14 protein-coding genes are annotated in these 20,580 nt (G+C 35.9%); 5 read left to right on the top strand and 9 right to left on the bottom strand.

What is annotated here, in order from left to right; all coding sequences use genetic code 11:
• Positions 1 to 6 precede the first annotated feature (6 nt).
• From IPH52_09410 to IPH52_09395, 4 genes are all read right to left on the bottom strand, one after another.
• A complete protein-coding gene (locus IPH52_09410) occupies positions 7 to 3,198 on the bottom strand; it encodes a SpoIIE family protein phosphatase (protein MBK7055258.1) in 3,192 nt (1,063 codons plus the stop codon).
• Between the two features lie 131 nt (positions 3,199 to 3,329).
• Positions 3,330 to 4,097 (bottom strand): hypothetical protein, encoded by a 768-nt coding sequence (locus IPH52_09405; protein ID MBK7055257.1) that lies wholly within the window; start codon positions 4,095 to 4,097, stop codon positions 3,330 to 3,332.
• A gap of 352 nt (positions 4,098 to 4,449) precedes the next feature.
• Positions 4,450 to 5,076, bottom strand: a complete 627-nt coding sequence (locus IPH52_09400; GenBank protein MBK7055256.1) for a hypothetical protein — start codon at positions 5,074 to 5,076, stop codon at positions 4,450 to 4,452.
• Complete coding sequence (locus IPH52_09395; GenBank protein ID MBK7055255.1) at positions 5,063 to 5,833, bottom strand: nucleotidyl transferase AbiEii/AbiGii toxin family protein; 771 nt, start codon at positions 5,831 to 5,833, stop codon at positions 5,063 to 5,065. Before IPH52_09395 ends, IPH52_09400 begins: the two co-directional genes overlap by 14 nt.
• Positions 5,834 to 6,209: 376 nt before the next feature.
• On the opposite strand from IPH52_09395, the gene IPH52_09390 reads away from it, so the two are divergent.
• The 3 genes from IPH52_09390 (at position 6,210) to IPH52_09380 (ending at position 10,253) form a co-directional block, all read left to right on the top strand.
• Positions 6,210 to 7,370 (top strand): acyl-CoA dehydrogenase family protein, encoded by a 1,161-nt coding sequence (locus IPH52_09390; protein MBK7055254.1) that lies wholly within the window; start codon positions 6,210 to 6,212, stop codon positions 7,368 to 7,370.
• 137 nt (positions 7,371 to 7,507) lie between these two features.
• Positions 7,508 to 8,092: a hypothetical protein gene (locus tag IPH52_09385; GenBank protein MBK7055253.1), complete on the top strand. Its 585-nt coding sequence runs from the start codon at positions 7,508 to 7,510 to the stop codon at positions 8,090 to 8,092.
• A gap of 208 nt (positions 8,093 to 8,300) precedes the next feature.
• A complete protein-coding gene (locus tag IPH52_09380) occupies positions 8,301 to 10,253 on the top strand; it encodes a DEAD/DEAH box helicase (protein MBK7055252.1) in 1,953 nt (650 codons plus the stop codon).
• A gap of 104 nt (positions 10,254 to 10,357) precedes the next feature.
• On the opposite strand, the gene IPH52_09375 is transcribed toward IPH52_09380, so the two are convergent.
• A complete protein-coding gene (locus IPH52_09375; GenBank protein ID MBK7055251.1) occupies positions 10,358 to 13,735 on the bottom strand; it encodes a response regulator in 3,378 nt (1,125 codons plus the stop codon).
• A 242-nt stretch (positions 13,736 to 13,977) separates the two neighbouring features.
• Between IPH52_09375 and IPH52_09370 the strand changes: the two genes are divergently transcribed.
• Together IPH52_09370 and IPH52_09365 are read left to right on the top strand one after the other, a co-directional pair.
• The gene (locus IPH52_09370; GenBank protein ID MBK7055250.1) at positions 13,978 to 14,229 is read left to right on the top strand and encodes a hypothetical protein; all 252 of its coding nucleotides are present in this window, start codon (positions 13,978 to 13,980) and stop codon (positions 14,227 to 14,229) included.
• Positions 14,198 to 14,509, top strand: coding sequence for a type II toxin-antitoxin system RelE/ParE family toxin (locus tag IPH52_09365; GenBank protein MBK7055249.1), 312 nt, complete (start codon positions 14,198 to 14,200; stop codon positions 14,507 to 14,509). The genes IPH52_09370 and IPH52_09365 overlap by 32 nt, the downstream gene beginning before the upstream one ends.
• Here IPH52_09365 and IPH52_09360 read toward each other — a convergent pair.
• The 4 genes from IPH52_09360 to IPH52_09345 form a co-directional block, all read right to left on the bottom strand.
• Positions 14,417 to 16,015, bottom strand: a complete 1,599-nt coding sequence (locus IPH52_09360; protein ID MBK7055248.1) for a FecR domain-containing protein — start codon at positions 16,013 to 16,015, stop codon at positions 14,417 to 14,419. The genes IPH52_09365 and IPH52_09360 overlap by 93 nt on opposite strands.
• Before the next feature lie 2 nt (positions 16,016 to 16,017).
• Positions 16,018 to 17,862 carry an adenylate/guanylate cyclase domain-containing protein gene (locus tag IPH52_09355; protein MBK7055247.1) on the bottom strand — a complete coding sequence of 615 codons (1,845 nt, stop codon included), beginning with the start codon at positions 17,860 to 17,862 and terminating at the stop codon, positions 16,018 to 16,020.
• An 80-nt stretch (positions 17,863 to 17,942) separates the two neighbouring features.
• A complete protein-coding gene (locus tag IPH52_09350; GenBank protein MBK7055246.1) occupies positions 17,943 to 19,073 on the bottom strand; it encodes a hypothetical protein in 1,131 nt (376 codons plus the stop codon).
• A gap of 134 nt (positions 19,074 to 19,207) precedes the next feature.
• On the bottom strand, positions 19,208 to 20,569 hold the full coding sequence (locus IPH52_09345; GenBank protein MBK7055245.1) for a class I SAM-dependent RNA methyltransferase: 1,362 nt from the start codon (positions 20,567 to 20,569) through the stop codon (positions 19,208 to 19,210).
• Positions 20,570 to 20,580 lie beyond the last annotated feature (11 nt).

Raw genomic sequence — 20,580 nt, 5'->3', positions numbered from 1 at the left:
TCAAAATCAATTATTCATACTATTTAAAACATTTAAAAGTTTCTTAGCATTCTTATTTTCGGAGTCTATTGCGATTACTTTCTCGGAAAAAGTTTTTGCTTCGATATAATTTCCATTGAGTCTATGCAAATCAGAAAGGTTAACCAAATTGTTAATATTATTTGGCTGAAGCTCATAGACTTTCTTTGCTGCTTCTAAAGACGAAAGGTAATTTCCCATTTTCTTTTGGGCAATGGAAAGGTAATACCAGATTTCGTCGGTATCAGGGTCTTGACTCAAATACTGACTTAAAACTTTTATTGCGGTATCATAGTCTTTTCCTTTTAGACTAAGTAAACCAAGAAGTTTATTTAATTTTTGATTATTCTGCTCGACCGCATAAGCATTGGCAAGCAAGTCGATTGCTTTCTCGATATCTCCAGTTTGATAAAGCTTTTTACTTTGCATATAGATTTCATTTACATTGATTTCATTACTAATTTCTCTTTCTTCAAAAGAGGGTGCGATGGAATCAGAACTATGTGTTTCTTCGGCTACATTCATTTTATAATCAATTCGTAAGATAGAAAGATCATCCGTCAAATCACCTTTTGTATGCAGAAGCCTTTCTATTTCATGAATAGAGCATTTTGCCTCGTCCACAATAGAAAGAATCATAAACTCATCGTCGTTGATTGTTCTAACTGGCTCATGCGGAGTCATATCAATATCATCTCTTCCGTCAGAGGCTAATATGATTATATCGCCGGGCACAAGCTGAAACTTATACACTGCAAATTCATATTCAGAATCTAAACCCAATTTTCTAAGTTTTAATCCATCTTCAATGAAGTTTGCTTTTTCATCTCTGTATAGAATGGTAAAAGGATGCTCTGCATTCCAGTAAAGCATTTCTCCACTCTCATCGTCTATCATTAGAACGGTAGCGGATAATACCATTGTTCCATTAAAAGACTTAAATACAGAATTGACTTCATGATAAACGTCCGTTAGCCACTGTTCTGGAGAAAGCTCTAAGATTCTTTTGTTTGCCGCAGACCTTGCCATAATAGAATTCATGACGACACCCATCACAAGAGAGCCTCCTGCTCCTTGCATAGATTTACCCATTGCATCTCCGTTCATGGCTAGCGTATATCGTCTAAAATTATCAGGCGTCCCAAATTTCAAATTTCCAGTGATACAAATATCTCCGCCTAAGTCGGCTGTTTTATTTCTAAATTCAAATTTCTTTTTTTGATGAATTATGAATTCAGTCGTGACTAACTTTGATTTGTTCGCGTTAAAGAATAAAGGTTTAGCGAGAAGAGAAGTTAAGAAGTAATCACCGTCTTGTTGAATTTTAAGTTTTTGAACTTCTTCCATTTTCTCTTGCACTTCTTTGGTTCGTTCTTTTACTTTTTCTTCTAGATTGTCTGCATAATCTTGCAATTCTTTTCGAGCTTGTTTAATAGAGTCAACCATCGAATTGAAGGACTGGGAAAGAAACCCAATTTCGTCTTGCACTTTAACACTTACGACTACATCTAAGTTACCGGAGTTGACTTTAGCCACACCACGCAATAGACTCATCAGTGGATTCATTAAACTTCCTTTAAAGAATAACGGGAATGCACCCAATACAATGAATAAAACGACAAAAAGAATTATAATCTGCGATCTTGCAGCAGGGTGCATATACTTACGATAAGCCAGATAAGAAAAGCCGACTTCAGTTACATTTTTCTTTGTTGAGTTGTATTTGATATAGGATACGTAGTGTTTGCCACCATCGAGACTCTTTCTATAATGCCTTGTGAGAGTTGGCTTAAAATATCTCAGGTATTTGTTGATTTCTTTTTTTAATTTATACGGTTCTAGATAACTTCTATTCCAGTTGCAGTCTTGTAAATGAACAAAGATTACATCTCTAAAGCTAGCCAAATCCTTGCTTTTATTCAGATACTTAACTGTTTCGCTACAAAAATCTTTATCTGAAAACGTGTCTAGTTTTGTGATCCCAACAAACGCTGTCTTGTTTAATTTTTCAAAGAAAGGAATCAACTGTGATTTCATTTCTTCATTGCTTAATCCTCTATGCTCTTCAACAAAATCTAAAATTGAGTTCTTATACCCACCAAATTCTTCATGGGTTGTAGAAAGTAATGTTTTAATATTATTTTGAAAATTTTCGATTGGTAATTCCATTATTTCTTCATAAACAATGCTATTTAAAAAGTCTTCTCGTATGAGAGGCATATCTAAATTATCTGCATCTTCATAGTCTATTTTATTAATCTCTCCAGAATCTTTTGATAACTCCAAAACATATTGCATATCTGCATGACGATGCCCGCCTTCTAAATACCTTTCTAAATTTTCCACTCGGATCGCATCATACTCAACTTCTTTATCTTTCATTGTAACAAAACTCATTCCCTGCATTAAGAGTAAGAAGCTAACCATTGTTACTCCTACAATCTTTGCCATGAAAGATGTGCGGTCTTTTGTTTCATTGATGAATATGATTACTACAAAGAAAAATCCAAAGACAGTAAATAATACAAAAGAAGTAAGAAATACTCCTCTATCTAAAATTCCATCTCTACTTAAAATATTCATGAAGGCTGGAACAATCGAAGCAATTAAAATGGCAATGGTTACTTGCAATAACGCCCAGCGCTCTTCCGTTTTTAAAAGAAATGTTTTTACAATGCCAACTAACGCAAATGTTATAATGTATCCAAAGATTACGATACCAACGATCTTACTTACCCATTCTGAATCAAAATCCCAATAATGACCTGTAAAATGAAATTTTGTGTTAGAGTGTAAGCTTGCATAGATAAAAACTCCTTCTACTATAAAAGCTAAAATCCATTGTGTATATTGGAAGATTTTTCGAACTCTAGGATAATTGTCTTCTGGAAAATAAAAAAGCCACTGCGTCAAATGTAGAATAGCCGGAAGAATAAACCCCACAGAGCCCCATCTATGAAAAGCGGCAAATGGCAAATAGATCATTGCTGCCATTACATATGATAAATTCATGAGACCCATGAAGAAAAAACCAAGACCAAGGTGGAAAGTGCTTTTAGATTTGCCCGGTAAAGTTACTAAATAGATACCGAGTAAGATTGTAAAAATAAAACTGAGTAAAGTTCCAAAGGAAAGATAGTTTAAATAGATAGCATCATAAACAGAATGAAAAAAAGTCATTTTATTTCTCCAAAAGCCTTAAGCGTAAAAGACAGAGGCAGATTATTGCATACGCTTTTTAAAAATCAACAATAAGATTCATTTAATTTAAAAAAAATCGCAATAATTAGAGTTAGGTAACGATGAAAAAGTTAATCTAAAAGAAAATCTTGCGCATCAAGCTCTTCTGCTCCACGATGCGGATAGGCTTGTTCAAAAAATAAAGCAGACAATAATTCGAAATCGTCGTCTACAGGAAAATCTTTTTCTTCAAAAAATTCGTTACGTCTCTTTATTAAAAGGGCAATCGTTCTGTCTTCTAGAGAAAAAGTCACATTTCCCCGATTTAGTTTTTTAATGAGCCAAATTAGATTATGTATTGAGTATTCGCCCAATACTTCAAGCGTAGCAAGGGTTGGCTCTGATAGCATAAGAGTTTCTGTTAAATAGACTGGAATTTTAAGAAATTCGGCGTTCTTGCTTTCCTCGTATTGCTCTAAGTTGTCAGAAATGGTATCTAGGATGGATTCGACATGACGGTAAGATTTTTTGATTACCTCCGCATATGGCTCCTTAGAATTGGAAAGTTCTAATAGATTGATAAAAGTATCTTCTTTCTGTGCCTGAATTAGAATTTTATCAATATCCGGTCTAGGCGTTGGGGGTATCAAAAGAATAAAGAGATATTTTGTTTCAAGAGCGAACCTAGACTCTTTCGGAATATAGTATTCAATCCAAATAGGCTCTTTGTAATAATTGATTTGCTCATCCGGGGCTAAATCCGGTGTCACCTTAAGCGATTTTAATTTTCGCACATCATCCGTGATAACTTTCTTGCCCTCTACACGAGTCCTAGATTGCTTGATTTGCTTTAACTCATTTCGATTGAGAATTGGCTTTGGCTTGAAATTAGATTCCATTGCTATAAATATCGGAAGCTCCTAGCTTTTTCACCACTAATGGACGAATGGTTTGAAATGAAAAGTAGAAAAGTAGTTTCCTTTTACCATCGTATAAGAAGACGATGCACATAACATAGGGTAGGAATGGGTTCCCTAATACTTCAAATATGGGTTAAGGGGGCATAGGGAACCTATATTGAGTATATCTTTGAACCCATAGCTAACCTATATTTGGTAAAACGTCATCTTATACGCAGCTTATACAAAGCATATACACAGTATTAGCCTCTTCACAGTCAACGATGAATTAAACGGATCGACTTGTTTTAGAAGTCTTCCATCAAGAGGTATACGCTCGTTATCCATCCGATTAGGAATTCCCCATTTCACAAATAGCTTCAAATCTTTCCAAAATAGCTCGATGGATCGGAATGGGAAATTTTTGATTGTTTAACAATCGAAAGAATACATTTTTGTTAAATCCAGATTCTTTTAAATCTAATTCGGGTAGAGAAGAAAAACGTTTTCCTTTTCTCGTGCTTAAATATAAAACATCTAAGAGCGCTTTCTCAGGTGTAGCCATTCGAAAAGGAAGTTTCGTATCAGACCAGACTACTCCATCGAGCATCATCTCCGGTTTCATTTGGAAAAATTCAAATACTCCAAGTTTTGTTTTTACGACTCTAGAATGAGCCGTTGTCACAACTTGTGTTCGCGTTGGAATTTGAGACAGAATTCCATGTATATGAAGAGCGGTTAATAGAGATATATACCCATGCTCATTTCCTAAAAGATAAGGAGTGAGAGAAAAGGGATGCACTTCATTTTCTTTGGCAAACGTCCATAAGCCGCGAGTCACACGGATTACTTCTTTTTCGTTAGTAATGCGCGTGAGTAGTCTAGCTGCCGAACTGCTGGAAATTCCGGTCTGTAAAGAAAAGTCCCTAGTGGTAAAAATAGGGCTCGATTGTAGTATTTTATATTTATATAAATTCATTTAGAAATCCTAAAACATTAGCTCGTAAACGTTCCCAATTTTTTTTCCCTGAATACAAATCTCTTTTTTCTTCTAAAATATATTCAAACACTTGTCCTTTGAAATCTTCGTGTGTAATAGTCTCTGCTTTTTCGATTGCAGAATTTAGTAAGTCAGATGTAAGGTTACCTTGAATAAACCTCTGATTTAATTGGTTCTCTGAATGTAAAATATCTAAATCAAATAAATCACGCGCTTGTGTTTCGGATCTTCCTGCAAGAGCTTGGATCTTTTGTAACACAGCAGCATCTGCTGGATAGTGTGGACAAAGAAATCCAATCTTGTTATAAACCTTTGCGATTTCGGAATCTATTTTTTCCATTTTCACAAAATCTTTTTCTTTTTTTCTTCTGGAAAATTCAACTTTTGTTGGAAGCTTTACTCCCGAAATAGTTTTCAGATTTACTTTAAATCTCTGCACTGTGTCAGTGTGCTTTGCTTTGTCTTTATCTCCTATTTCCACGCCGATGATCCCGTAGGCTGCAAGATATTTATGAAACGAAACATCTTCTAAAATTTTATAACCGTTCTTCTTTAGCGTTTCGACACCGCCACCAAACACATCTAAGTCCATATCTTCCGAATACCTCGGACTCTTTAGAAAGAATCGTAGATTCACCCCGCCTTTCACTGAATAAAGTCCCGGGTCAGTTGCTTTCAGGAATCGTTCAAGGAAAACGAAGTGAAAGAGTTCTCGTCTTTGCATGTCGGAATACATAATACCATTAAGTATTTCAATATACAAATATGTCAATTCAAATACTTAATGGTATTTTCTAATATTACCGCCGATGACAAACAGCAATCTGCTCTCCCTAATGACTGTCGTAGGTGACGCAGATATACTTCGCCTACAACAACCCTCTGTGTCTCCGTGCCTCCGTGGCAAAAAATCCCCAAATTGCAAATTGCCATTCTAAGTTTACGGCGTAAACACTGATATAAATCATTCCATTTTTGAACCAATCGGTCTAAGATTTGAAATATTAGATTTGATTTTAAATCCTAACCCAAAATAATAGGATATGACACTGACTGATAAGTCGGTGGAAAAAAAAACTATAATAAACTACCAATAACAAGGGAATAAAATTATGTATCAAGCTTTTACAGAAGATCAAATACAAATCAGAGACTTAGTGAGAGATTTCACAAGAAAGGAAATTACACCTGTCGCGCATCTTTACGACGAAAAGAATGAACATCCGAAAGAGCTCATTGATAGAATGAGAAGAGAGCTTGGAATCAACGGCTTAACAATTCCTGTTGAATTTGGTGGAATGGGTTATGGTTCTGTTGAACAGTGTCTTATTACAGAAGAAATGAGTCGCGGCTGTCTTGGTATTTCATTATGTTTTGGTTACACAGGTCTTGGACAACTTCCAATCCTAAAAGGTGGAACTGATGCACAAAAGAAAAAATGGCTAGAGCCTGTGATTGCAGGAGAACATGGAATTGCTTTTTGTCTTTCTGAGCCTGGTGCTGGATCTGACGTTCCTGGCATGGTAACAAAAGCAGAAAAGAAAGGCGATAAATATGTTATCAACGGAGCAAAACAATGGATCACCGGCGGTGGTAGCGCTGACGCATACACTGTATTTGCCTATACTGACCGTAATCGTGGAACACGCGGTGTTAGCTGCTTCTATGTTCCTCGAAACACTCCAGGTCTAATCGTAGGAAAGAAAGAAGACAAACTAGGTATCCGTGCATCCGATACAAGACAAATCATTTTCGAAGACTGTGCAGTTCCAGCAGAAAACTTGATCGGACGTGAGAATATGGGATTTGTTTACGCATTACTCACATTAAACGCTTCTCGTCCATTCGTTGCAGCAATGGGTGTTGGTGTTGGTCAAGCAGCTTTGGACTACGCAGCAAAATATGCAAGAGAGAGAGAACAATTCGGTCAAAAAATCGGAACATTCCAAGCAGTGCAACACATGTTAGCCGACATGTCTATCACAGTAGAAGTTGGTCGTGAGATTACCTATCGTGCAGCTCGTATGTCTGATGCAAATGATCCTAACCTTGCAAAATACTCCGCTATCGCAAAAGCATTTACTTCTGAAGGTGCAATGAAATGTGCGTTAGACGCAGTTCAAATCTACGGTGGTTATGGTTACACCAAAGAATATCCAGTTGAAAAACTAATGCGCGATGCTAAGATTCTTTGTATCTTTGAAGGAACTACACAAATCCAAAAGAACGAAATCGCAGCATATGTAACAAAAGAAGCAGCTTCCGGCAAATAAGTATTTTACTCTCCGATGGAGCAATTCCATCGGAGTCCCCTCCTCCCTCTCAAAAAAAACTGCGCTACTGCGTAATTCCAAAAAGAAAATTTTTCTAACCCCTTGACATCTACTCTATCCTTGGAAGAATTTTTTCCATGGAAGAAAATTTTCCTAATACATATTGGGGTAAGCTCTGGAACTCTCTCATCGAGTCTCTTTATTATGGAGACAAAATAGTTCAGATTGATCGACCCAAGTATCGAGATGAGTTTATCATTCGCATTGATTTTACGGGAAATAAAATCTTTGCTCTATTGCAGGCAGACAACCGTTCCCCGCATGAAATATATTTTGAAATCCAGCGATACTCAGAAGAAGAAATTCTAATCATCCAAAGAGTTGTAGAGAGCTTAGTAGAAGAAGGTGTAAATACAGATTTATCGCAGAGTCAAATTAGAATTACCCAGACACTTACACAAAGAGGCATTCCTGTTCTACCCGACAAAGAAGAATTAGCCTCTACTTGTTCTTGTTCAAGGACAGAGTCAGTTTGCAATCACCACTTCGCTGTTCTATTTCAACTATCGCATTATATAGATAAAAATCCTCTAGGTCTACTCGAACTACGCGGATATAGGGATCCTATTTTTAATCCAAGACCTATAAAACAAAAAAGAAAGAAGCGTTTATTTAGAAATAAGAAAACAAATCTTAGTAAGTTTCATCCATCGTCATCTTGAGAGTGAAAATGGGATTATTCCTATTATTCTTGTAGAAATTCTAGATGATTTAAAGTTTAGTTTAAAGTTATTCATTGAAAATAGGAAAGACTCGCTCTCTATTCCCGTTCCCTTTTCTGAAATTTACGAAACCGAGTCTATATCCATTCTAGGACAATCAACGAGTCATGTAAAAATAGATTTACTTCGAAAGCTAATTCAAATTGGGATGAAGCTTCCAGAACTTGTGCAACTTTTACATAAGAGAGGCAAAGAAGAAGTAGTCGTAAACTTGGATCGAATGAGTAAAATTCTGATTCAAGAAAGAGAGACTTTAGAGTCAATGGGAATCGGGTTTAGTCTTCCTTATAATTTGAAAGAAATTTTACAGCCTGCTTTAAGCTATTTCGGAAACACGCCTAAGACAATTCAATACATGGATGCTTCTGATTTATTTGTATTCGATCCGGTTATCTCATTGGGGAATATGGTGATTAGCCCGAAAGAGTTTGATGAGCTTTCTAAGAATGCGGGGAAATTAGTATACTATAGAGATCGATTTGTTCTAATGACTCCTGAAAAAATTACTAGCGTCTTTTCAAGTCTAGATCCTTCAAAAGAAAGACTCTCTAACGCTCAATGCTTATACTTCGCAATGAAAGGCAGATACAAGGACAAAGAATTAAAGTTAGACAAAAATCTAACTGCCTTTATAAATAAGCTTTATAAGCCAGAAGATACTTCACTGCCAGAGGGGTTAAATGCGATTATGCGTCCATATCAGCTAAAAGGATTTGAATGGATTTATTCTACAATTCAAAGTAAGCTTGGAATCTGTATTGCTGACGATATGGGACTCGGAAAGACTCTACAGGTAATCGCTGTTATTCTCAAGCTGAAAGAAGAAAGGAAACTGACTAATCAAGTTTTAGTTGTCTGTCCCACGACTCTACTTGGAAATTGGCTGAGAGAAGTAGAGAAATTTGCCCCTAGCCTCAAAGCGAAAATTTATCACGGAGACGATAGGCATTATACTGAATCTATTGATATTGTAATTACTACTTACAATCTAGTTCGCATTCGAGAAGAATTCTTTGCCAATCGAAAATGGACTTTACTCGTAATTGATGAAGCGCAAAATATTAAGAATCCGTCAACCTATCAAACAAAATCTATTAAATCACTAAAGAGTGAATATCGAATTGCGATGACGGGCACACCTGTCGAAAATCGTCTCACTGAGCTATGGAGTATTTTTGATTTTTTAAATCCTGATTTTTTAGGAACACTCAAATGGTTTCGCGCCGAGTATGCGATGCCGATTGAATCGTATCAAATCGAACATAAGGTAGAGGAATTTAAAAAGATTACTTCTCCCTTCATGATTCGTAGACTAAAGTCAGATAAGTCGATCATCGCTGATCTCCCTGATAAAATCGTAAAGGATGAATTCTGTTATCTCTCTAAGGAGCAAATCGTTATTTACCAGAAGATACTTAAAGAAAATTTGGATATTATAGAACGACTACAAGGAATTTCTAGACGCGGAAAAGTATTTCAAATGATCAATGCCTTAAAGCAGATTTGCAATCATCCTTCTCATTTCACAAAAAAGAAAGCCTATCACCCAAATCTTTCTGGGAAATCAGAGAGACTTGTGAGTCTACTCCAGAATATCCTCCCGACGGGCGAAAAGACGATACTATTCACGCAATACACAGAGATGGCAGAAATTCTATTAGATATTTTAGACAAGCATCTAGGTATTCAGCCTGATTTCTTTCACGGAGGACTATTGCGTAAAGAGCGAGAGAAAGTCATTTCCAATTTCCAGAAAGACCCTGCAAAGCAGCTAATCCTTATTTCCCTCAAGGCAGGAGGAACAGGATTAAACTTAGTAGAAGCAACAAACGTTATCCACTATGACCTCTGGTGGAATCCAGCCGTAGAAGACCAAGCCACCGATAGAGCCTATCGCATCGGTCAAACCAAAAACGTCCAAGTCCACCGCCTCATCACCCTTGGCACCTTTGAAGAAAAGATAAACTCCATTATCCAAGGCAAACGTGCATTAAGCGACTTAACTCTCATCAAAGGCGAAAAATGGATTACCGAACTTTCTAATGAAGAGTTGAAGGAATTGTTTGCATTGACGGGAGGGGAAAAATTGTCTGAACTATGATTTATGTGATTATTTTGATTGGGATGATTTAGTTCTAAGAGTTACTTTTTATTTCATATCCTCGTAATTATATGAATCATGGAAATCACAGTTCAGACAGTTTGTTACTTATGGCTAAACTCTATTATCCCTTGCCAATTTTCAGGAATCGGAGAATTTGCCAATTCCTTGCATCGACTTAAATATGTTTTTGCTACAATGTCTTCTGGATAAATAGAAAGCATTTCCTGAAATAATTCTATTGCTGTTATAAACTCGCCAATCTTGAATTGAATGATACCTTGCATCAGAAGACTCTTTGTTTTTTCTTTTAATTCAGCAATATCAACTCGGTCAGTTTCATATACTTCGAAAATACCAACGGCTTCTTTTTTTCCCTTCACTTGAACAGAGCCAATTTCTCGCATTCCAGTTTCAGTCAATGTTTTCAAGGCTTTTACTACATGGTCACTGATAAGAATTCCTGACTTGTAAAATGCAGTTAATGTTTCGAGTCTAGCCGCAAGGTTTACGGTATTTCCGATAACGGTTGTGCTTAATCTATTAGAACTTCCAACTGTTCCAAGAACAAGGCTACCAAAATTAATCCCGATTCCAATATCTATTGGGGTATATCCTGATTTTGCTCTATGAATGTTAAACTCCGCTAGAGAACGTCTCATTTCCATTGCAGCGGATAATGCTCGATCGGCGGAGGAGTCATTACTATGCTCTTCAAATAATGCCATGACTGCATCGCCAATAAATTTATCTACGAAGCCTCCTTGGTTGGTAATTGTAGGTTCCATACGTTTTAAATAACTATTTAAAAATTTAAAATTATCTTCGGCAGACATCTGCTCAGAAAGAGTAGTAAAAGAACGAATATCCGTAAATAGCACGGACATATTTTTTAGCTTTGCATCGCCTAATTCCACATCAGATACACTTTGTTTATCTAAAAGATTTATAAACTTAGATGGAACAAATCGTTCAAATGAATTCGACTGCTTAATTTGTTCTCGGACAGATGTTTGTAAATCCAAATGCACTTGAAGTCTTGCAAGCAGTTCATTTCTGGAGAATGGCTTTGTTAAATAGTCATTTGCCCCTGCTTCTAATGCGATAACTAAATCATTGACTTGGTTCTTTGCTGAAAGTATAACAATCGGTAGAATCGTCGGAGGGTAGGATTCACGAACAGCGCGTAATACCTCTAAACCGCTCATTCTAGGCATCATCAAATCCAATAAGATACATTGTGGATGAATAGTCTTCATTTTCTCAAGTGCTTGAAATCCATCGGAAGCAGTTTCTACTTGTAAGCCTACAGCCTTTAGATGATTTTCTAAAACCATTACATTGATTGGCTCATCGTCTACAACGAGGACGGTAAAGTTCTGGAAGGTTTTTTTAGGAGGGTCGGATACATCGGTTTCATTGGCATAATGGATATTAGCCGAGTTAGCAGATTGTATTCCATCGACAGCAACGAGTTTGTCACCCCCGAAATCTTCTGTCGGGGGTCTCAAGATGTTGAGATTCCCGACAGAAGATTTCGGGAATGACATATTGGTAACTGGTTCTTTTATAGCTTGTCGAACCACACCTTCACCAGTAGCGGCTAAAGGCAAATAAAACGAAAAAGTAGAACCTTTCCCTAACTCACTTTCTACAGTCACCTCCGAGCCATGCAGACGCACAAGACTTCGCACGATTGACAAACCTAGACCAGTTCCACCGTAGACTCTACCTATAGAGCCATCTGCTTGCTCGAAACTTTCAAAGATAATGGATTGTTTTTCTTTGGGAATACCGATTCCAGTATCCTGCACGGAAATCTGAATGGCATTATCTAATCTATTAGCTCTTATGGTTACACTTCCTTCATGTGTGAATTTAATTCCATTACCAATGAGGTTAATCAAAATTTGCTGCAATCTATCTTCATCTGCATTAGCAAGTGGTAAATCTTCTGGAATGTCCATTGAAAGAGAAAGACCTCTCGCTTTTGCAAGCGGAGTAGATAGGCTGATAACAAGTTCAGCTATCTTACGAGTATCCACAGCTTGGTTCTTCAACTCTATCTCTGCATTCTTCAATTTGGAGAAATCTAGAATATCATTCACAAGAGAAGAAAGTCTTCTACCACTTGATATTATCATTTCCGAGTTCTTTTGAATTTGTAGAGTGTTTGTTGGCTCAAAGAAATTCGATTCCGCAAGTCCAATAATTCCATTCAAAGGAGTGCGCAGCTCATGCGAGGTATTTGCGAGAAATTCATCCTTCATCTTATCCGCTCGCGCAAGGGATTCGTTCTTTTGCGAAAGCTCCTCGTTCAATCGGTCTGATTCATTAAACGCTTTCACATATTTGTTTGCTAGGATGACTGCGATGTTTAAGATGAAAATTGGGAAGCAATATTGCATTGCAGAAACATGCGGAAAAAATCCTAATCCCGCAAAAATATCATAAAAACCTCCTGCTACCATGAATACCATTCCTGCAAGTATACGAATCGCAGTATTATTTTTTTTAAAAGCAAAGTAGAAAACATAGCCAAGAGCATTAATAAAAAAGGGAATCATGGAGATTTGCCAAATAAAGAGAATTTTATGAAGATAACTTAAGTTTGGTGCTATTATCCCTCCAAGGATTGTTAGCAGTGACCAATAAGAACATATCTTAGTAAGAAGATTGATTTTTCCTTCTATTATTTGAGATAGAAATGTTATTATGAAAAATGGAATTATAAAAACCAATGAAATCTCTGTCTTAAATTCAAGAAATCCGTTTGATTGAAACAAAATTTCCCTACTGGGAATTCGGCAAAACCAGTAGAAAGAAATCGTTAAGCAAAACATTCCGAATAACAAATTATGAAGATCTATTCTCCTTTTAAAAAATAATAACAAATGGTACAAACCAGATAGTAAATAAATCGAGAGTAAAGAAAAAGAAATAATTTCACTAGTATAATATTCTAAAAATATTTCTTTACTCAATCCAATTTTATTGCTTAAATGAGACCAGCTCCAATATGGATTATCCGCATCCTTATAGAATATTGCAGAAAAGATAATGGGAGTTTCAGATTTCTTAACAGAATCTGGCAAATTGACCAGAACTGAGTTTGCTAAAGCAGATTTTGTAATACTTCCGTTTCTGAAAAAAAGTTTTCCATTAATATAAAATTCCACTTGGTCGTTAAATGGAATATCGGAACGAAAGGCAATAGGTATATCTCCAACGAAGAATGCTTGTGCTTCTCTGGGAAGGGTTCTTTTGAGTGTAATCCAACCATCATTAGATGCATCTGTTAAATGGTTGAATGGAACTTGTATTTTTTTCCATTCCAACTTATCCCATGTCTTTGGATCAGGATGGTGTCCTGCGGTATATTCCCATTCACCGTTGAGCGAAACAATATTAGGATTTGGTTTACAATTGAGTAGAAAGAAAAGGAAGAATAGGCAAAGGGATAATTTTAAGCGGTATCGCATAATTTTCTAATTGTGCAGAATGTAACTTTTTATGAAAGTAGAATTTTTAAAACTAAGAATGGTTTTTGCAATCTGGTATCAGTTTGCCAAAATCCACAAGAAACCAATTGAATATTTTGTAAAAATGATTTAATCTCCAAGCCTTCGATACAAAGTTAGAATGGTGTTCCTATAAATAATTCTTGCGTTTTATTTCAGTCCCAACAATTATAGAAAAGAATTATTTGAACAGGAGAAAGTCAATGACAACATTCGCAATAGAAGTTACAAATCAGAAGCAAGCAAAAGCTCTATTTGCTTTTTTGAAAACTCTTGATTCAGTAAAAATAAGTGAAGTCATAAATTCTAAAAGATCAAATACAAAAATAGAGGATTTGACAGAAGAACGAAAACTAGAACTCGATCGTAGAATTGCCAGTCTTGGAAAAGAAAAAACTTACAAAGCCAAAGAGGTGATTTCTTATGCCAGACAAAGAATTCGAACAAAAAATTGAATTTCATGCACAAGCCAGAGAAGAATTAGCCGAATCAGCTCAGTGGTATGAAGATAGGAAATCTGGCTTAGGAGAAGAGTTTCTTATTGAAGTGGAAAGCAAATTAGAAAAAATTGCTAACAGACCACAATCTCATCCCGTAACTTATGAAAATGTAAGGCAAATTTCCCTTACCCGCTTCCCTTATTTAATTTACTACCTTATAAAACCACCTTCGATCTTTATACTTTCTGTCTGGCATAAAAAAAGAAATAGAGATGGATGGAAAACTAGACTTTAGTGAAAAATTTCCTACATCTAGTTTATCTAGTTGAGCAAAATTATAATTAGGCGCAGTTGTTTCTGTTTGTAAGATGACCTCTCCGTTAGATATCTGAATAAATTTAATAGTGTAGGATTTGGCTCCGGCGACAGCTACCCACTTAAATGGAATAGAATCTAGCTTATTCATATCAACGACTGAATTTGGTCTTGGAAATAGCAGAGTCGGGTTTGTAATTTTATTAGGAGGACTGTCTTTCTTTAAAGGATTTCCACCTGTCGGTTTATTTGAATTATCCGCAGTTGGTTGCGTCACGTCCTCTGCTTTTGTTTCCTCCTCTGAAATTGCCACCGGTTCAGGAATATCTTCTTTTCCGATGGTAAACGAATTCACTCCCGTTTTGGAATTCGCACCTGGAATAGAATCCACAGAGCGAACCCGCCAATAGTATTGACCAAGACTAAGAGGAATAGAAATTCTATTCTTAAAAACATTTCTCGATACAATTAAATTCTTAAACGTAGTATCATTCGAAATCTCAAAATGATAAGATAGGGCTAATTCGCGTTTGCTCCATAAGAAGTTTACTAGACTTTCTCCAGTTTTAGTTTTGATTTGATGATTATTTTTCGGAGCAATTAATGAAAGCGGTGGATTTTTTATAATTCTAAATTTTCTAGTTTCCGTTAAATCACCATCTACCGTTTTCAACTTCCAGTAATAAATTCCTTCTGTAAATTCTTTTGCTACTCTTTTTTCTTTGGATTGAAGTTGCACGACTTGGTTTTTAAAAAGTCTATCGGGAGAGACTTCAACTATAGGTAGTTCGTCTCCCTTTGCGCTCCATTCAAATAGAATTTCCTTTGTATTCTCATCTATAAAATAACGCGCATTATGCGCCGGTCGCATATCAAAATAATTCAAATCTACTTTATCTAGCTTGTCTTTTGTAAAATCAAATTTTGCTTTTTGTTTCTCGAAGATGCTTTCCGTATTCTGTCCTGTCGTAATTGTAGTGCTACCCTTGCTAGACACTATCTCGATGGAGTCTTCTTTTTCTAAGACTTTAAATTGCCCAGTGCCTTCTTGAAATTTCAACTTGGTGTTTTTATAACTCAAAGAAAAATCATTTGGATTTACCAATGCCTTCGTTGCGGATAATAATACTGATCCCCTCTCTAGTGTAACATCCACTGTCTTGTCGTGAATGTTTAATACAAACATACTATCAGGGTCTAATTCTATTTTGACGCCATTGTTTAAGGTGACGATGGCTTCCGATAAAACATCTGTGCGAATAGAATCTTTGTTATAAATAGGAAGCATTTGCTCTACATCCTCCCAGATCATTCTAGAGGGAAATTTTCTTTGGGCTACTTTGTATTTGAATGTAATAAATCCTTGTTTCTCGGCTCCTCGTAATCCAGGCTTTACATTGAAGTCCAAATACAGATAATAGGAACAAGCCGCTAAAATGCTCGCAGTAATCAAAAAAACGAAGTAATCTTTTAATTTAAAATTCACAGCTATTCCTGAAAGGGTATACCGACGATTTGCCGCAATTCCTTTAGATCCTTAGGACAGCTAGGATCATCTTCCTTTCCGAGAACAGCATAGATTTGTTGAGGCTGAGACTTCCCTCGAATATGAATAGGCGGCATAGCGACTAACTTAAATTTGCCTTTAATTTGTTCATAGGAATTTTCTGAAATTAAAATATCTGTTCCAAATTCTTTGTTCATGTATTCAATTCGAGAAGCCAGATTCACTGCATCTCCGATTACAGTGTATTCTAATTTTTTCGGAGAGCCGATTTGCCCTGCGACTACTTCTCCTGTGTTAATTCCACATCCAAACCGAAACTTGGGACGATCTGAATGCATTGGGTCACGATTGAACTTAATCAGTGCCATCCTCATAAGCAATGCTGACTCGATTGCATTTGCAGTGTCATTTCCATCTGTGTATATCGCTCCCCAATGAGCCATGATCGCGTCACCAATAAATTTATCCACAATTCCATTCGCTTTATAAATGCACTCTACCATTTCAGTAAAATACTCATTGAGGTAAACAACGACTTGCTCCGCTTCCATCTTCTCTGACATACCGGTAAAATTTCTCAAATCAGAAAAGAAAATCGCGCAATTTCGCTTCACTCCACCTAATTGTAATTCGCCGTGCAAAGCCTTCTCTGCAATTTCCTTATTTACAAATTTCCCGAATGTATTCTTAATATTTTCTCTTTCTTGTAATCCCTTTGCCATTTGAAGAAATGACTTCGTAAGTAGCCCTACTTCATCTCTTGTAGATGGAATTATTTTTACTTTGTAATTTCCTTCTTCAATCTGCCTAGTCGCAGTCACAAGATCAGAAAGTGGAACGGTGAGTGTATTAGCAAAGAGATAGACAATAATAAAACTAATTGTTAAAATGATAATCGTGATAATAATATTTCGTCTTTGAATCTGGTAGATTGCTTCGAATACTTTGTCTGATTCCACTGTGGATACTATGCCTAAGCCGCTAAAATCAAGTTGTTGAAATGAGCCAAGGAACTCTTCTTTATCCACTGTGTATTTTTGAGAGCCATTGTCTACATTGCTAGAAAGCATTTTTTTGACAATCGGAACTTCTGATTTATTTCCAGTGGATACTGTCTCTTTGTCGTCCGAATGGGCAATCACCTCTCCCTTTTGATTTACCATGAAGACCTGAAAAATATCTGTTTGCAATGCGGATTGAAATGTGCCCATTATTTCAGTTGGCTCTAGATAAAGAAGTAAGGCTTCGTCTGGAGTTGTTTCAACAGGGACAACAAGAGCCAAAACTGGAAAATTAAATTTGGAAGAAGCATTTACAACGGCACTCGTTCCATTGAAAGCACGAATAATATCTTCTTTGGTAACTTCGTGAATAATAGGCATTAGACTCTTTTCGATTTTATTGTCTATGAAAACCTTCTCATGCGTAAATTCATAAAGGAATTTATAATCAGTCTCTGTTTTCTTTGCAACTCCCATAAAGAGAAAGCGTGGGTTTTTAAGAAAGAATTGATTGGCTTTCTCTTGAATATCTTTTTCTGTCGCGTTTTTTTGTGGAAGAGAAGCGTAGAAAGCCTGCATTCTATAGCTTGTATTTTTTAAATTCGACTCTACTTGCACACCCGCTAGTCGAGCCAGGCTTAAGTTATATTCTTGAATCAACACTTCACTGTTGCCTTTGTAAAAAAAAGTGACTAACAGGATAATCGAAGATAGCCCCAAAATAATAATTAAGGAAACTATCAGTAAGAGTTTATACCGAATAGAAAATTGAATCGGTCTCGATTCAACGGGTTTCATTTTTGTCTCAGTAGACATATCTATCATAACAGAGTGCTAAAAGTAATTGAGCAAGAACTTAATGCAAGCAAAAAAGATGTTTCTTTTAAAAATGAATTCAACTAAAATCAATCAGGCCTCAAGTCTTCTACGATTTTATTTCTAAAATCAAGATAGAAATCTCTTCCTTCTCGTTTTTCTTTTTTCGTTGCCGCTAAAGGTCGAAAAGGTTTTTGGAAGATTTCAGTATAGGACTCAAAATTTACATTCACATGATTTCCTTCTTTCTTAATCTTTGTTGTAAAATTTGCACCTTCTGAATCACCTGAACGGGTTAGCAAATCAAAATAATCAGACAGATAAGACTCAATATCTTGTGGAATAAAAATATTAATCAAACCCGGTGGTAGAATATAAAATAATCTTCCGCTGACTTTATACTTGGGGTAAATAGGAAATTTCCCCGTCATGACTTCTTCTGTCTCTGAATGCTTCATCACAATATGATATTCTAAATTCTGAACTTGAATTCGAAGACCATAAAAATTCATATCAATCTCAAAAAACAAAGTCATATTTTCTAGATTTTGCAATTCTCCCTTTTTAAAATGTAAAACCTTGGTATAGATTGTTTTGCCTTCCGAATAAATCTCTCCTATTTTCTGCGATTTAGAAAATAGTTTTACTTTGAATTTTACTTTTCCTAACGCCTCTGACATTTTAACATAGAATGTTTTATATTGCAATTTCATTCTTTCATCGAGAGCAAATGACAGCAAAGCCTGATTATCCCCCAGTTCACTATTGCATTTGAATTCAGAGCATAGAAATTGATATACAATAGATCGATCAAGTATTGCCAATTGTTCTTCGCTATTCACAGAGCTAGAAAAGACTTCCATCCAATGAAAAAAATCTCGCATCGTATATGCGGGATATTTAAAACTGGTTCTTCGCTTCATCTTATAAGTAGGTCTACCTTTAAACTCTGACTTTATATATTCAATCTTTGTAAAATATTCATCGTTAGCCGTAGAATTTTCTTTATCGTCAATTTTAGGAATCAGAGTATTGCCTTGCTTTAAAACATATCCGGAAAGATAAAGTTTATCATCTTTCTTAAATAAGAACTTCTCTTCTTCTGGTTTTAAAGAACCAAATAGAATCGGATACAGATCAGTATCCGCATATTTATCAATGAGAAGTTGCTGATTGGAAAAGAAGTTATCCCAAAAACTACTATGAGTTGCATTTTTCACAAAGCATGCCTCCAAGAACATAAGTATAATTAGCCACAAGAGTAAAAATAAAGATTTAGATTTTGGAATTATTTTCGGGAAATTCATTGTATTACCTTTTAGTTTTGACTTTTCTGAATTGCAAATACTTATCGTTAGACTGACATTGCATCTGTCTTGATTCGACTTAATAGAAGAACGGACTCCAGATGAGGCGTTTGCGGATAAGGGTCGGTGATTAGACCAGACTGAATCTTATAATTTTGAGATAGGATTTTTAGGTCATCTAGTTGTGAATTTGGATTGCAGGATACATAAAAAATTGATTCTATCGAAGAGTTTAAAATATACTCACAAAGTTTAATTCCAATTCCATTGCGAGGCGGATCTAAAATCAAAACAGAATCCTTTGGAATAGAATTTGCACTAGAAAATACATCTTTAAATTGCAGTAAATCCTTTTTTTCGAAAGTTATCTTCTTATCGGGGTAAATACGTGTTAGATTCTCTTTTGCTGTTTGAATGGAGCTTTCTACCCAATCGTATCCAATTAGATTCTCAAACCTTTCACCAAACAGAATACTAAAAAATCCATTTCCACAAAATAAGTCAATGAGAGTAGAAGACTTCATTTCACCAAGTCTAGCTTGAATGTATTGAATAATCGGAAGAAACCCCATCGGATTCGGCTGAAAGAAAGAATTAAAAGGGACTTCGATTTCCTTATTTAAAATTTCTTCGGTATAATAAGATTTGCCTCTTACTACCAAGAATTTCCCATCGGCAGAAACCTCGGATTGCTTTCTGTTATAACAAAACACTATATTATTGGAAGTAGAGAATCTTAGAAGATCAGAAATGAGTTTTTGCTCCAATTCAGAAGATTGAAACTCTTCTGTAAAAGTTAAGATAGTAATCGTATCAGAGCCTTTAATATTGGTCCGAAGCGTTATATACTTTAAATAACCTTCTCCTGTTCTTCTATCTAAAGGCAAATCAGAATATTCCTCAAATATTAGATTACGAAGTTGAGACAACTCTTCATTAGCCCATTCAGATTGAAGTTCACACTTCTTTACATCAATGATACGACGAAAGTTTTCTGCTTGCCTAAGTCCAATGAATCCAGGAAATACAGCAAAGTCCATTCTATTGCGATATTCGTAATGCTTTTCGGAAGGAATTAAATCAGGAATAAAATCCTGCTCGGCTTTAAATCTTTCTCGAATAGTCCTAGTCTTCGTAGCAAATTGAAGCGGATACTCTAAATGTTGCGCACTACAACCTCCACAATCAGCAAAGTGCTTACATTGCGGAGTATAAGAATTAGCCCGTAGAATAGATTCTACTTTCGCAAACTTATTTTTCCCACGTCCTCTTTGTTCGTAGATTACTTCATCGCCAATGTTCGCATAACGAAACGTCAAGCCCGTATCAGGGCTAACACCCTGTAAGGATGAATTTAGACTAATAATCTTAGTCTTTAAAAGAATTGGGTTGTTGTATGTTGGTTTCATATATAGGAAAT

The organism is Leptospiraceae bacterium, assembly GCA_016708435.1.
In the GTDB taxonomy this organism is placed as follows: Bacteria; Spirochaetota; Leptospiria; order Leptospirales; family Leptospiraceae; genus UBA2033.
The sequence above is the reverse complement of the archived record's forward strand: the minus strand, read 5'-3'. Positions and strand labels throughout refer to the sequence as shown.